This is a genomic window from Crassaminicella thermophila (assembly GCF_008152325.1).
In the GTDB taxonomy this organism is placed as follows: domain Bacteria; phylum Bacillota; class Clostridia; order Peptostreptococcales; family Thermotaleaceae; genus Crassaminicella_A; species Crassaminicella_A thermophila.
Window position 1 is genome coordinate 704,190 of sequence record NZ_CP042243.1, and the last position, 13,307, is coordinate 717,496.

The window sequence follows — 13,307 nt, forward strand, 5'->3', positions numbered from 1 at the left end:
GATGATATGAGCAATAATAAGGCAACTAAAATAGAAAGAAAAGCATTCATATTCAATATACAAAAATACAATATGTATGATGGACCTGGAGTAAGAACACTAGTGTTTTTTAAAGGATGTCCATTGCGTTGTAAGTGGTGTTCGAATCCTGAAGGATTAGAACGGAAATATCAAGTTATGTTTAAAAGAGGATTATGTATTGATTGTGGTGCTTGTGTCTCTGTTTGCCCAGTTGGAATTCATACTATTAATAACGAAGGAAAGCATGTAGTAAATCATAGTATTGATTGTCTAGGGTGTAGTAAGTGTGAGGAAGTTTGTAAAGAATCTGCATTATCGATTGTGGGAGATATAAAAACTGTTTCTGAGCTTTTGGAAATTATAGAAGAGGACAAAGATTTTTATGATGTTTCAGGTGGAGGTGTCACTCTAGGTGGTGGTGAGGTAACGATGCAGGCAGAATTTGCTGCAAATCTCCTTATGGCTTGTAAGCAGGAAGGAATAAATACAGCCATTGAAACCTGTGGCTATGCAAAGCTTGAATCTATACTTAAAATTGCAGAATTTACTGATTTATTTCTTTATGATTTAAAGCATATCGATTCTGATATGCATTATAAGCTAACAGGAGTTCGTAATGAGCGAATTTTAAAAAACCTAAAGGAACTGCTTCGTCGTAGGTATAACGTAAAAATAAGAATGCCACTTTTAAAAGGTGTAAATGATAGCCAAGATGATATTAAGCGAGTGATTGATTTTTTAATGCCTTATCGTGACTACAAAAATTTTAAGGGTATAGATTTACTACCATATCATAAATTGGGTGTAAATAAATACAAGCAGTTGGGTATGGAATATCAAATAAAAGAAGATCCAAAATTAAGCAATTATGAATTAGAAATCATTGAAAGTTGGATTAAGGAATATGATTTTCCAGTTTCGATTATAAGACATTGATAAATTTAAATAGATTGTGAGGTAAAGTTTATGGGAGCTGTTAGTGAAAAACCTATACAACGTGTCATAGAAGAATCAGTACCTGGAAAACAGGTTACAATTGCTCATGTTATTGCATCTCCTACTTATGATATATATGAACGCTTAGGAATAGATGATAAAGGTGCAATTGGAATTTTAACAATAACTCCGTATGAAACGGCTATTATTGCAGCTGATGTTGCAACGAAGGCTGCGGATGTTGAAATAGGATTTCTTGATCGATTTACCGGATCTTTGATTATCACTGGTGATGTAGATTCTGTTGAGACAGCACTTCATGCAGTAAATGACACTTTGAAAAGTCTATTAGATTTCACTACAGCCCCTATTACAAGAACATGAGAAAGAAAAGAGTAATGGTAATTGGACCTACACAATGTGGAAAGACCTCATTAGTTAATGCATTAAATGATTATAATGGTCCACTTAGAAAAACACAGGATATTATCTATGGAAAAAATACAATAGATGTTCCCGGCTCTTATATTGAAAACACATGGATGTACAAACACTTAATTGCTGTATCGCAGGATGCATCTTATGTTTTAATACTAATAGATCAGTCAAGATGTGATAATGTGTATTCTCCTGGTTTTGCAAAGGCTTTTAGATGTCCAGTAATTGGAGTAATAACTAAAATTGATTTAATGAAAGAAAATGAAGAATTGTGTTATAAACAATTAAAGAAGATAGGAGTAGAGGAGCCTTATTACAGGATAAGTGCTTTAAGAGGAATAGGTATTAAAGCATTAAAAGAATATTTGTTTTCAAGACAAGAAAAGTAAAGAGGGATAGATATGAAATTTATAACTGAAGAAGGCTTACGGGAATTATTTAGAAAAGAACCTTTTACTACTTATGAGATAGAAGTAGGTCAAAGGCTTACACCAGGAGCGCGTCAGTTTTTAAGAGATCGAGGTATAAATATAATCGATGATGGTCCTATTATAACAAGTACTGAAGGGGTACAGTCTAAAGAGCTAAAAATGATGAAAAATTGGAAAAAGAAAATGTTTTATTCTAGGATGAAGTCAATTGAAGCATTATTTCTTATTACTGCAGAAGACATTTTAAGTAGAGATATTTTTTTAGCTCAAAGTGTTATAAATTTAGGAAAACAATTTTCAACAATTAAAAATGCTATAGAGGAAAAGAATACGACTGAAACATTTTGTTGTAAGGAATGCAGTGGGATAAAGGCGGATAATTTTTCTGATAATTTAGGTGACTGCTTTGAAATTACAGAGTTTCATATACAACTAAAAAAAGGTAGAGATATCATTATTCTGCATAGGCTACGTTGCGCTCTTAGAGAGCTAGAGCCTTTTATTTTAGAACTATTTGAGGATAATGATAATGAATTTTGTAAAGAGGTTATTGGGAAGGTTAATCAGAGTATTAATACCTTATCCCAAATAATCTGTTCTATTGTTGGAGGTAAAATATGTCAGAGAAAAAATTAAATTATGAATACTGTGATAAGCTTGTCCGAGACTTTGAAGAAGTAGTGAAACAACCAATTGTTAGTAAATCTTCTGTTTACTATACTGGAGTAGATTTGGGTACGGCATGTGTTGTTTTAGCAGTTTTGGATGAAAATTATAAGCCAGTTGCAGGTGCATATAGATATGCAGATGTAGTTCGGGATGGTATGGTTGTAGATTATATTGGTGCAATAAAAATTGTTAGAGAGCTAAAACAGGAGCTTGAAGAAAAATTAGGAGCAGAATTAATTTATGGAGCTGCTGCAATACCACCTGGAACAGATGCACTAGATTCAGGAGCTGTTAAAAATGTAGTTCAGGCTGCTGGTTTTGAGCTAACTAATCTTCTTGATGAACCTACAGCAGCAAATAAAGCTCTTAAGATTCAAAATGGTGCAGTTGTAGATATAGGTGGTGGAACAACAGGAATTTCAATACTAAAGAATGGTAAAGTTGTTTATATTGCTGATGAGCCAACAGGGGGTACGCATTTTTCTTTAGTTGTTTCTGGTGCTTATAGAATGTCATTTCAAGAAGCAGAAATATATAAGAGAGATTCGAAAAATCATAAAGAGTTATTGCCAGTATTAAAGCCTGTAATTGAAAAAATCGCATCTATTATAAATCAACATATTAAGGATCATGATGTTGATGAAATATCTTTAGTAGGTGGAACTTGCTGCCTAACAGGTATTGAAGAGATTATAGAAAAAAAGACAGGCATTTTTACACATAAACCTAAAAACCCTATGTTTGTAACTCCTTTAGGAATAGCACTTAGTTGTACAAAAGAGATTATAGAATAGGGGATGCTTGGTTATGGAATTTAGAATTATAAAATCCCCATCAAAGGGCACAATTGATATTCTTATGAAACGACTGGGAATAAATGTTAGTAATGACTTAAGTTGTGTTGGTGCGATTGGTTTGGTTCAGGGAAGAATGATAGATATGATTTGTGCAGTTGATATTGCAGAGAAGGCTGTTGATGTTACAGTATCAGATATTAAAGGGAGTTGTCCACAAAATATGATTATGATAGCAATTTTTGGTGACACGGCTTCTGTTGAGTCAGCTATTTTAGAGATTAAGTGCAATTTAAAAAAGGAGAAAGCAATATGTTAACAGCAAGATTAATTGATAATATATGGGCAACTAGAAAAGTAGATTTGCTAAATGGATTTAAATTTATGCTAGCAGAAGTAATTGGTGGTACTGGTAGCGGTCAGCACTTAGTAGTTATAGATATTATTGGTGCTGGCATTGGAGATAGAGTTATTGTTTGCACAGGCTCAGCAGCTCGAAGAATGTTAGGCAATGATGATATTCCAGTTGATGCAGCTGTTGTTGGAATTATCGATGAAGATTGCAATTTTTAATAAATTCAGGAGGTAGAAGAATGAATCTTCTTGATATTGTAAGAGAAGCCGGTGTTATTGGTGCAGGAGGGGCAGGGTTTCCTACCCATGCAAAACTTGCATCAAAGGCTGAATATATACTTCTTAACGGAGCTGAATGTGAACCATTATTGAGGGTGGATCAACAGCTTATGGAGTTGTTTGCAGATGAAATTATAAAGGGATTTGAAGCAGCAGGAAAATTTGTTTGTGCAAGTAAAGCGATTATAGGTATAAAAGGAAAGCATAAAAAAGTAATTTCTATATTACGTGAAAGAATAAAAGCACTTCAGGTAGGAGATTTTATTGAAGTTAAAGAACTACCAGATATTTATCCAGCAGGTGATGAGCAGGTATTAGTTTATGAACTAACAGGTAGAGTTGTTCCAGAAGCAGGTATTCCAATTCAAGTTGGATGTGTAGTGTTAAATTCAGAAACTGCATTAAACATATACTATGCATCTATTAAAGAACCAGTTACGCAAAAATATATAACAATTGCAGGAGATATTCCGAAAGCTTTAACAGTAAAGGTTCCAATAGGTACACCTATTATAGATGTATTAAAGTTAAGTGGTATTGAAAACTTTGAGAACTATGCAGTTATAGATGGAGGGCCTATGATGGGGCCTATTATGAGCAACTTAGATGGATATGTTAATAAGAAAAACAAGGGATTTGTAATTTTGAAAAAGGATCATTATCTAATAAGAAAGAAATCTATCAGCTTAGAACAAGCAAAAAGAGTTAATAAATCTGCTTGTGCCCAGTGCCGTATGTGTACAGACCTTTGTCCACGTTACCTTCTTGGACATGAAGTACAGCCACATAAGATGATGCGTGCTTTAAATTATAAACTAATAGATATTGAAAATCAAAAAATTGCACAGCTATGTTGTCAGTGTAATTTATGTGAATTGTTTTCATGTCCAGCAGGACTTAATCCTAAATCTGCAAATCTTTACTTTAAAGGTAAATTAGCAGAGCAAAATATAAGATATAAACCAAACAAGTCAGAATTTATAGCTCGTAAAAGTAGAGAATATCGTTTAATTCCAAGCAAACGCCTTATCGCTAGGTTAGGTTTATATAAATTTGACAAACCAGCTCCTATGACAGAAGTTGAATTAAAACCAGAACTGGTATATATATCGACAAATCAGCATATAGGAGCACCTGCAGTTTCTGTTGTTTCTGTTGGTGATTATGTTGAGATAGGCCAACAAATAGGTAAAATTCCAGAAGGTAGCTTAGGTGCGACTATACATGCAAGTATTTCAGGAAAAGTAGTTGCAATCGAAAATGATTTTATTGTAATAAGGAGGGGCTAATATGTCAAAAGCAATCGGTATGGTTGAGTTAATAAGTATTGCACGTGGAATATATGCAGCAGACCAAATGGTAAAAGTTTCTGATGTGGAAATAGTCACAGCTAGTTCTACTTGTCCTGGTAAATATATTGCGATCGTTCATGGGGATGTTGCATCAGTTAATGATTCAGTAAGCATTGGAGAAAGAGTGGCAGAAGAATATTTGGTTGATTCAATAGTTATACCAAATGTTAGTCCTCAGATATTTCCAGCAATTACAGGTGCAACTATGCCAGATGGTATTCAGGCTTTAGGAATTATGGAGTCTTTTTCTCAAGCGACTATGATTATTGCAGCTGATGCAATACTTAAGGCAGCAAAGTTACAGCCAATAGAGTTACGTTTGGGGAATGGACTAGGAGGCAAATCATTCTTTACTTTCACTGGTGACGTAGCAGCAGTTGAAGCTGGTGTTGAAGCAGGAAAGGCTATTGCAAAGGAGAAGGGGCTTTTAGTAAATTCAGAGATTATACCTTCTCCATCAGATGAATTGGTAGAATCTTTGTTCTAATACATAAGAACTTTGATATATAAATTTTAAAAATTATATGAAAGGATGTGAAAGAATGAAAAGATTGATTTGCGCAAAAGATATTGAAGTTGCTAAAAAGAAAAGTGAAAAAGTAATTTATATCGACAGTAATACAATTATTACACCATCAGCAAAAGATGCAGCGGTAGCTTGTGGAATAGAGTTTTCTACAGAAGAACCTGTTTGTGAATCAAAGAATATTTGTAAAGAAAAAGTAACTGAACCATCAAAAGCTTGTGAAGGTGGGTTAGACAGTGAAATGATCTACAAGTTATTCAAGGCTATGATGGAAAAAGGACTTTTAAATGGAGTACTTGATTCAATTATTAATCCTAAGCCATATGAAGCTGAGAGTACTTGTGAGGGATTGAAGGTAGTACGTGGTAATTCAGTAAAGTTTGATGTTTTTGATACTGGAAATCCTGATGCAAAGGTATTTTATCAAGAATTAATTAGTAAAGAAGAATCTGATATGAGTGCAGGATTCTTCACTATTGATCATTCCAAATTTGACTGGGAACTGACTTATCAAGAAATTGATTATGTAATCGAAGGGACTTTGACAGTTACTATCGATGGTAAGACTTTAACAGCATATCCTGGTGATGTACTCTATATTCCGGCAGGATCAAAAGTTACTTGGGATTCTTCAGATAAAGCTAAGATGTTTTATGTTACCTATCCAGCAAACTGGGCTGATCTAATAAGCCAAAGTTAGGAGGATTAGTTAATGCAGGCACTTGGATTAATTGAAACAAAAGGGCTTATTGCAGCTACAGAGAGTGCAGATGCTATGCTAAAGTCAGCAGATGTAAAGCTTTTAGAAAAAACGTATGTTGGAGGAGGTCTTGTTTCTATTACTGTAACTGGTGATGTTGGGGCAGTAAAAGCAGCTGTAGAGGCTGGTGTAGCGGCTGTTATGAAAATTGATGAAAAATTACTGATTTCACAACATGTCATTCCTCGTCCGCATGAGGAATTAAATAGCATAATAACAGTAAAACCTGAAGTAGAAACACTATCTGAAGAAATTGTAACAGTTGAAAATTCAAAAATTAATGACACTCAAGAAGAAACAAAAGCTTCTATGCAGATTAATTTTAGTAATGTGCAAAATAAGGATGTTTTAGACAAGCTAGTACTTGAATATGGCTTAGAAAAAACTATTGAAGCTCTTAAAAAATTTAAGGTTGTAGAACTTAGAAATCTAGCCCGTAAATATAAGGATTTTGGCATAACAGGAAGAAAGATTTCTAAGGCAGGAAAGAAAATTTTGATTTTAGAGTTTAGAAAATACTATGAAAGTCTTAGTAATTTAGAAAACTAAAATACCTTTTAAAAAGAATGGAGGGGATTTACTTGGAAAATTTTGATCGTGACTTACGTTCAATACAAGAAGCAAGAAATCTTGCTAAATTAGGAAAAGTCGCTGCGAATCAAATTGCTGACTATACTGAAGAACAAATTAATAAAATTTTATGCAATATGGTTAAAGTAGCGAAAGAAAATGCAGTCTATCTAGCTAAAATGGCTGTAGATGAAACTGGATTTGGCAAAGTTGAAGATAAGACCTATAAAAATTATATGGCATCTGTAATGCTTTATGATGCAATTAAAGATATGAAGACAATTGGTGTTATTAGAGAAGATGTACATCAGCAGGTGATTGATATTGCTGAACCTATGGGATTATTAATGGGTATTGTACCATCTACAAATCCAACATCTACTGCTATTTTTAAAGCAATAATTGCTATTAAATCACGCAATGGAATAGTATTTTCACCACATCCTGCAGCATTAAAATGTACACTTAAGGCTATAAGCCTAATGCACGATGCAGCAGTAGAAGCAGGAGCTCCTAAAAATATTATAAGCAGTATTTCTACACCAACTATGCAGGCTACAAATGAGTTAATGAAACACGATGATATTGCTATGATTATTGCAACTGGAGGCCCAGGAATGGTAAAGGCATCATATAGTGCAGGGAAGCCTGCTTTAGGGGTTGGTGCTGGTAATTCGCCGGCATATATTGAGAGAACTGCCAATATTAAAAAAGCAGTTAGTAACATTATGGCAAGTAAAACTTTCGATAATGGTACTATTTGTGCATCTGAACAATCAATAATTGTAGAGGAGTGCAACCGTGAAGCTGTAGTAGCTGAGCTTAAAAAACAGGGTGGATACTTTATGACAGCAGAAGAAACTAAAAAAGTTTGTAAGCTGTTATTTAAAAATGGACATAATATGAATTCTAAGTTTGTAGGTAGAACTCCACAAGTTATTGCAGAAGCGGCTGGAATTTCCATTCCAGAAGGAACGAGAGTTTTAATAGGGGAGCAACAAGGTGTTGGTGAGGAATATCCCTTATCATATGAAAAACTGACAACTGTTCTTGCTTTTTATACAGTGAAAGATTGGGAGGAGGCATGTGAACTTAGTATACAACTACTTCAAAATGGTATAGGACATACTATGAGTATTCATACTGAAGATAGAGATATTGTAATGAAGTTTGCTAAAAAGCCAGCAGCTCGTATTTTAGTTAATACAGGTGGTTCTCAAGGTGGAACTGGTGCAAGCACTGGACTTATACCTTCATTTACACTAGGTTGTGGTACATGGGGAGGAAGCTCAGTTTCTGAGAATGTTACACCAATGCACTTGATTAATATTAAAAGGGTTGCATATGGATTAAAGGACTGTGATACACTAGCTTCTGCTGATGCAGCTTTTAACTATCCTGAACTTAATAGCTATAATGATACAGGATACTGTGCAAATAGTTCTTCTTTAAATGGATTAAAAATAGATTGTAATGATAATGAAAAGCTTTTAAATTTAATTAATGAGTTAGTAAAAGCCATGAAAGGGGTCAGCAAGAATGGATAATCATGAAGCGATCCTAAAGCTTTTATTAGATGCAGTTCAAGCTAACATGTTTTCAACAGAAAAAAAAGAAGATACAGATGAAATTCCAGTTGGTGTTTCAAACCGTCATGTTCATCTTTCACAGGCAGACATGAACTGCTTATTTGGTGAAGGTTATCAGATGACAAAAATGAAAGATTTGTCACAACCTGGACAATATGCTTGTAAGGAAACAGTAACAATCTGTGGACCAAAGGGTGTCATTGAAAAAGTTAGAATTCTTGGTCCAGTGCGTAGTAAAACTCAGGTAGAAGTTTTATTAGGAGATTGCTTTAAGCTTGGTGTAGCACCACAGATAAGGCTATCAGGTGATCTACATGGAACGCCTGGAATAACATTGGTTGGTCCAAATGGTTCTGTTCAAATTACAGAGGGTGTAATTGTAGCACAAAGACACATTCATATGAATTGTGAAGATGCAAAACGATTAAATGTTTGTGATGGGCAGATAGTCTCAATTGAGGTTAATGGAGCAAGAGGTGGCATTTATAATAATGTTGTTATCAGAGCAAATGATGCTTCTGCTTTAGAGTTTCATGTTGATGTAGAAGAAGCAAATGCTATGAATATTAATTCATTATCGAAAATTAAAATAACAAAATAAAAATTTAGGGGGAAAGAAAAATGAAATATGATGCATTAGGAATGATAGAAACAAAAGGTTTAGTTGGATCTATTGAAGCTGCAGATGCAATGGTAAAAGCTGCAAATGTTTACTTAGTTGGTAAAGAGCATGTTGGTGGAGGTTTGGTAACAGTAATGGTAAGAGGTGATGTTGGTGCTGTAAAGGCAGCAACAGATGCAGGAGCTGCAGCGGCACAAAGAGTTGGAGAATTAATTTCAGTTCATGTTATTCCACGTCCACACATGGAGGTTGAGACAATTTTGCCTAAGGGAGAAAAGAAAGAGTAAAAATTTAACTTAAAAAAAGGGATAATTAATCGGATAAAATAAAAATTTAGGAGGAAAGAAAAATGAAATATGATGCATTAGGAATGATAGAAACAAAGGGTTTAGTTGGATCTATTGAAGCTGCAGACGCAATGGTAAAAGCTGCAAATGTTTCCCTAGTTGGTAAAGAGCATATAGGTGGAGGTTTAGTAACAGTAATGGTAAGAGGTGATGTTGGTGCTGTAAAGGCAGCAACAGATGCAGGAGCTGCAGCAGCACAAAGAGTTGGAGAATTAATTTCAGTTCATGTTATTCCACGTCCACACATGGAGGTTGAGACAATTTTGCCTAAGGGAGAAAAGAAAGACGAAAATAAATAGCAAATAAAGGGTAGATATTATTATCTACCCTTTATTTGCTATTTGAGCTTGTTGATAAAGATTTAGTTTTTAAAATTCGATGTATGTATATACTTTCTATAAGATTTAGGAGTCATATTCATATGTGAATAAAATACCCTGTTAAAGTATGATGCATCTGAAAAACCACATTCTATTGCAATGCGATAAGCAGGATAATTAGTTTTTTCTAATAACTTACAAGCATGCTTTATTCTAAGATTCATTATATATTCAGAAAATGATACACCCATTTCTTTTTTAAAAATACGACTGAAATACTTAGGATTCATAAAGATTTTAGAAGAAACCATTTGTAAAGTGAGTTTTTCCGTAAAATGTTCATTGATATATTTTATTGACTCTTCTATAAAATATTGACGGCATCTAGGTTCTATAGTTTTTTGATTGGCAGTTTTTTCTACTACAGGGGATTGTGTTATAGAGGCTAATGTTTTGCAAAAAACTTGTTTAAATACAGCTGGTTTTATAGGTTTTAATAGGTATTCTAAAACTTGCAGGTTGATGGCCTTTTGTGCATATTGAAAATCAGACCATGCAGATAAAATAATGATAGATGTATTAGGAAGAAATTTTCTAATTTCTTCAATTGCACTCAGACCATCTAATTCAGGTATCATTATATCCATTATTATAATATTTGGTTGATACTGTTTAGCTAATTTGATGGCTTCAACTCCACTTTGACAAGTTAATAGTGTATCCTTTTTAGTAAGTTCTTGAAGGACAACGGATTTTAGGAAATCCTGTTCTAGTATTTCATCTTCAACAATTAATACCATGCTCATTGCAATCACCTCACAGTAGGTTGGGTAGGAATTGTTATGGTAACGGTACTTCCGCTATAATCAGATTTTACAATTTTTAATCCGTATTGCTCACCATAATATTGCTTTAAGCGTTTATCAGTACTTCGAAACCCTAAACCTGATTTGTTTTCAGATTGTTGTATTTTTTGTAAAACATCTTTAGAAAAACCATTACCATTATCTATAATAGAAATAATTATATCATTTTTATTTTTTTTAGCACATATGCGTATTTTTCCTCCGTCACGCTTTGGAGTAATGCCATGGATAACAGCATTTTCAATTATAGGTTGAATTACCATGTTGAGTATCTTATAAGATTTTAGATTATCTGGTACATCAATTTCATATTCTAGGCGATTTTTAAATCTTACTTTTTGTATATATAAATATTTTTCAATGTTATCAATTTCAGCTCCTATGGTGTGTAGATTGTGATCTTGTTTTAAATTATATCTAAGCAAATCAGATAGGCAATAGATAAGCTCCTCAGTTGTATGGGAGTTTTCAAAATATGCAATACGAGCAATACAGTTTAAGGTATTAAATAGAAAATGGGGATTAACTACTAAAGACATATTTTTAGCTTCTAAGTCAATGATTTTTTTTTCTAGTATTTCTTTTTCAATAGATAACCTTTCAACATCTAAATATGCATGATTTATGCTTTTTAATAGATCAAGAGAAATATCTTTAGCAATCTGTTTACATAATTGTTCATGTATTTTAATTTTATTTGATTCCACTGTTTTTAATGAAGATATGGATTTGGCGATATGCTCTAATTTAGGAAATTTATTTTCATTAAAGGATTGAATATCAATCATATATTTTTTATATTCATTTTCCTTTAGATATACCTGTAAACCAGCTAGATAACCTAAAGTCTCGTTATTTACTACAATAGGCAAAAGGATGTTTTCAAGTCCATATTTACATACGAATCTATTCTCTGTGTCTGGTTTTAATTTGCATCTGTAGTCATGACATACTTGATTTACGTTTTCCTGACATATACGGGTACAAAAATCTGGAGATGGTATAAATTCAAATAAAATATTACCATTTGTATCAATTAAAAATAGAGGGATATCTGATAAGGATAAAATATTACTGTAGCGTGTATATAAATTTGAGTTTATTAATTCCTTAAGTATTTTTTTCTTATACATGCTTTTATTACATCCCTTCTGAATTAGGATATATAATAATTAAAAAAATTCTAAAAATGAATTACTTTAATATTATTATAAAGAATAATAATCCAAAAGTAAATAATGTTGACTTTTATGTAACAAATTGTAATTTTTCTATTTTTTCTTTTATAAAAGGTATAATTTATTATGATGATAAAGCTAATCTATTAGAATTGTGATATAATCATATTACACAAAATACTATGAATGAAATCTATAAGTAAAATATGAATGGTGGAAATACTGATGAAAATGGAAGAATTAGTACAAAAAAAACTACGTTTAGTTTTTAATGATGATAATATAGTTTTTGATAGGTCTCGTTCTGCAGGTGGACTTACTAACTACAACTATATTATGAATATAAAAGGTATAGAATATGTTGTAAGACAACCTGGTGGTATGACCAATCTTATGATTGATAGAAAAAATGAAAAGGTTAATAATACAATTGCATCAGAGTTAGGTTTGAATTCTAAATGTATTTACTTTGATGAGATTACAGGTATTAAGATTAGTGAGTATATCAAAAATAGTAAAAACATTGCGCAAACTGATCCATCTTCTATAAAAAATCTAAAAGCTGTTTCTAATTTAATGAAAAAAACCCATACTAGCAAAAAAATTTTTTGTAATTGCTTTGATTGGAAGGTTGAGTTAAATAAGTATGAACAGATTATTAGCAACCTAAGGGGTGGTTTTTTCTTTGATTATGCTGAATTAAAAAAGCAGTTAATAGATTTTATTAAAAAGAATATAAAAAATACAATTCTTGTACCTTGTCATAATGATACAGTACCAGAAAATTTTATTATAGATAATAACGGAAGAATTTATTTAATAGACTGGGAATATTCTGGAATGAATGATCCAAGTTGGGATGTAGCTTCATATATTCTTGAATCAAAATTGAATGAAGAGGCAATTTTATATCTACTTTTGAATTACTATGGTCAGTTTCCTTCAGCTTCTGAAATATTAAAAATTAAATGCTATATGTTAGCACAGGATTTGCTGTGGACCGTATGGGCAATGATTAGACACTATAGTGGAGATGATTTCCTTGATTATTGCCACTTTAGATACGAAAGATTTAGAAAGAATATAAAGGAAATAATATTGTCACAAAATTATCCAATTGCTGAAATGGTAAAAAATTAGTATAATCAACTTCAAAATTAAATATATGTTCATTTTAGGACTAAATTTTTGATGGACGATTTTTTATCTCACTTAGAATATTTGTACCCCTTTAAGAATAAGATTTAGTATATTA

At 32.5% G+C, this 13,307-nt stretch carries 18 protein-coding genes; 16 read left to right on the forward strand and 2 right to left on the reverse strand.

Going from position 1 to position 13,307, the window contains the following annotated elements:
- Window positions 1-6: 6 nt before the first annotated feature.
- The 15 genes from cutD (at window position 7) to eutM (FQB35_RS03300) (ending at window position 9,987) form a co-directional block, all read left to right on the forward strand.
- Window positions 7-957: a choline TMA-lyase-activating enzyme gene (gene cutD, locus FQB35_RS03230; protein WP_148808619.1), complete on the forward strand. Its 951-nt coding sequence runs from the start codon at window positions 7-9 to the stop codon at window positions 955-957.
- Window positions 958-987: 30 nt separating this feature from the next.
- The gene (locus FQB35_RS03235; RefSeq protein WP_148808620.1) at window positions 988-1,341 is read left to right on the forward strand and encodes a BMC domain-containing protein; all 354 of its coding nucleotides are present in this window, start codon (window positions 988-990) and stop codon (window positions 1,339-1,341) included.
- Window positions 1,338-1,784: a EutP/PduV family microcompartment system protein gene (locus FQB35_RS03240; RefSeq protein ID WP_148808621.1), complete on the forward strand. Its 447-nt coding sequence runs from the start codon at window positions 1,338-1,340 to the stop codon at window positions 1,782-1,784. The genes FQB35_RS03235 and FQB35_RS03240 overlap by 4 nt, the downstream gene beginning before the upstream one ends.
- A gap of 12 nt (window positions 1,785-1,796) precedes the next feature.
- Window positions 1,797-2,462 carry an ethanolamine utilization protein gene (locus FQB35_RS03245; protein WP_148808622.1) on the forward strand — a complete coding sequence of 222 codons (666 nt, stop codon included), beginning with the start codon at window positions 1,797-1,799 and terminating at the stop codon, window positions 2,460-2,462.
- A complete protein-coding gene (eutJ, locus tag FQB35_RS03250) occupies window positions 2,444-3,289 on the forward strand; it encodes an ethanolamine utilization protein EutJ (RefSeq protein ID WP_148808623.1) in 846 nt (281 codons plus the stop codon). Before FQB35_RS03245 ends, eutJ begins: the two co-directional genes overlap by 19 nt.
- Before the next feature lie 13 nt (window positions 3,290-3,302).
- A complete protein-coding gene (locus FQB35_RS03255) occupies window positions 3,303-3,608 on the forward strand; it encodes a BMC domain-containing protein (protein ID WP_148808624.1) in 306 nt (101 codons plus the stop codon).
- Window positions 3,602-3,862, forward strand: coding sequence for a EutN/CcmL family microcompartment protein (locus tag FQB35_RS03260; protein WP_148808625.1), 261 nt, complete (start codon window positions 3,602-3,604; stop codon window positions 3,860-3,862). The genes FQB35_RS03255 and FQB35_RS03260 overlap by 7 nt, the downstream gene beginning before the upstream one ends.
- Before the next feature lie 20 nt (window positions 3,863-3,882).
- Complete coding sequence (locus tag FQB35_RS03265; RefSeq protein WP_148808626.1) at window positions 3,883-5,211, forward strand: 4Fe-4S dicluster domain-containing protein; 1,329 nt, start codon at window positions 3,883-3,885, stop codon at window positions 5,209-5,211.
- Window position 5,212: 1 nt separating this feature from the next.
- Window positions 5,213-5,761: a BMC domain-containing protein gene (locus FQB35_RS03270; RefSeq protein WP_148808627.1), complete on the forward strand. Its 549-nt coding sequence runs from the start codon at window positions 5,213-5,215 to the stop codon at window positions 5,759-5,761.
- 55 nt (window positions 5,762-5,816) lie between these two features.
- The gene (locus FQB35_RS03275; protein ID WP_148808628.1) at window positions 5,817-6,500 is read left to right on the forward strand and encodes a cupin domain-containing protein; all 684 of its coding nucleotides are present in this window, start codon (window positions 5,817-5,819) and stop codon (window positions 6,498-6,500) included.
- 12 nt (window positions 6,501-6,512) lie between these two features.
- Window positions 6,513-7,109 (forward strand): BMC domain-containing protein, encoded by a 597-nt coding sequence (locus tag FQB35_RS03280; RefSeq protein WP_148808629.1) that lies wholly within the window; start codon window positions 6,513-6,515, stop codon window positions 7,107-7,109.
- 32 nt (window positions 7,110-7,141) lie between these two features.
- Window positions 7,142-8,677 carry an acetaldehyde dehydrogenase (acetylating) gene (locus FQB35_RS03285; protein WP_148808630.1) on the forward strand — a complete coding sequence of 512 codons (1,536 nt, stop codon included), beginning with the start codon at window positions 7,142-7,144 and terminating at the stop codon, window positions 8,675-8,677.
- Window positions 8,670-9,320: a phosphate propanoyltransferase gene (locus FQB35_RS03290; protein WP_148808631.1), complete on the forward strand. Its 651-nt coding sequence runs from the start codon at window positions 8,670-8,672 to the stop codon at window positions 9,318-9,320. The genes FQB35_RS03285 and FQB35_RS03290 overlap by 8 nt, the downstream gene beginning before the upstream one ends.
- 20 nt (window positions 9,321-9,340) lie before the next feature.
- A complete protein-coding gene (eutM, locus tag FQB35_RS03295; protein ID WP_148808632.1) occupies window positions 9,341-9,628 on the forward strand; it encodes an ethanolamine utilization microcompartment protein EutM in 288 nt (95 codons plus the stop codon).
- Window positions 9,629-9,690: 62 nt separating this feature from the next.
- On the forward strand, window positions 9,691-9,987 hold the full coding sequence (gene eutM / locus FQB35_RS03300; RefSeq protein WP_148808633.1) for an ethanolamine utilization microcompartment protein EutM: 297 nt from the start codon (window positions 9,691-9,693) through the stop codon (window positions 9,985-9,987).
- Between the two features lie 62 nt (window positions 9,988-10,049).
- Here the strand turns inward: eutM (FQB35_RS03300) and FQB35_RS03305 are convergent, their stop codons facing one another.
- Complete coding sequence (locus tag FQB35_RS03305) at window positions 10,050-10,814, reverse strand: response regulator transcription factor (RefSeq protein WP_148808634.1); 765 nt, start codon at window positions 10,812-10,814, stop codon at window positions 10,050-10,052.
- Between the two features lie 5 nt (window positions 10,815-10,819).
- Entirely contained in the window at window positions 10,820-12,007 is a 1,188-nt protein-coding gene (locus FQB35_RS03310; RefSeq protein ID WP_148808635.1) for a histidine kinase, read from the reverse strand.
- A gap of 270 nt (window positions 12,008-12,277) precedes the next feature.
- On the opposite strand from FQB35_RS03310, the gene FQB35_RS03315 reads away from it, so the two are divergent.
- The gene (locus FQB35_RS03315; protein WP_148808636.1) at window positions 12,278-13,192 is read left to right on the forward strand and encodes a choline kinase family protein; all 915 of its coding nucleotides are present in this window, start codon (window positions 12,278-12,280) and stop codon (window positions 13,190-13,192) included.
- Window positions 13,193-13,307 lie beyond the last annotated feature (115 nt).

Bases quoted from the DNA above. Each gene is read 5' to 3' on its own strand.
- cutD (WP_148808619.1), top strand. From the start codon at position 7: ATGAGCAATAATAAGGCAACTAAAATAGAAAGAAAAGCATTCATATTC.
- FQB35_RS03235 (WP_148808620.1), top strand. From the start codon at position 988: ATGGGAGCTGTTAGTGAAAAACCTATACAACGTGTCATAGAAGAATCA.
- FQB35_RS03240 (WP_148808621.1), top strand. From the start codon at position 1,338: ATGAGAAAGAAAAGAGTAATGGTAATTGGACCTACACAATGTGGAAAG.
- FQB35_RS03245 (WP_148808622.1), top strand. From the start codon at position 1,797: ATGAAATTTATAACTGAAGAAGGCTTACGGGAATTATTTAGAAAAGAA.
- eutJ (WP_148808623.1), top strand. From the start codon at position 2,444: ATGTCAGAGAAAAAATTAAATTATGAATACTGTGATAAGCTTGTCCGA.
- FQB35_RS03255 (WP_148808624.1), top strand. From the start codon at position 3,303: ATGGAATTTAGAATTATAAAATCCCCATCAAAGGGCACAATTGATATT.
- FQB35_RS03260 (WP_148808625.1), top strand. From the start codon at position 3,602: ATGTTAACAGCAAGATTAATTGATAATATATGGGCAACTAGAAAAGTA.
- FQB35_RS03265 (WP_148808626.1), top strand. From the start codon at position 3,883: ATGAATCTTCTTGATATTGTAAGAGAAGCCGGTGTTATTGGTGCAGGA.
- FQB35_RS03270 (WP_148808627.1), top strand. From the start codon at position 5,213: ATGTCAAAAGCAATCGGTATGGTTGAGTTAATAAGTATTGCACGTGGA.
- FQB35_RS03275 (WP_148808628.1), top strand. From the start codon at position 5,817: ATGAAAAGATTGATTTGCGCAAAAGATATTGAAGTTGCTAAAAAGAAA.
- FQB35_RS03280 (WP_148808629.1), top strand. From the start codon at position 6,513: ATGCAGGCACTTGGATTAATTGAAACAAAAGGGCTTATTGCAGCTACA.
- FQB35_RS03290 (WP_148808631.1), top strand. From the start codon at position 8,670: ATGGATAATCATGAAGCGATCCTAAAGCTTTTATTAGATGCAGTTCAA.
- eutM (WP_148808632.1), top strand. From the start codon at position 9,341: ATGAAATATGATGCATTAGGAATGATAGAAACAAAAGGTTTAGTTGGA.
- eutM (WP_148808633.1), top strand. From the start codon at position 9,691: ATGAAATATGATGCATTAGGAATGATAGAAACAAAGGGTTTAGTTGGA.
- FQB35_RS03305 (WP_148808634.1), bottom strand. From the start codon at position 10,814: ATGAGCATGGTATTAATTGTTGAAGATGAAATACTAGAACAGGATTTC.
- FQB35_RS03310 (WP_148808635.1), bottom strand. From the start codon at position 12,007: ATGTATAAGAAAAAAATACTTAAGGAATTAATAAACTCAAATTTATAT.
- FQB35_RS03315 (WP_148808636.1), top strand. From the start codon at position 12,278: ATGAAAATGGAAGAATTAGTACAAAAAAAACTACGTTTAGTTTTTAAT.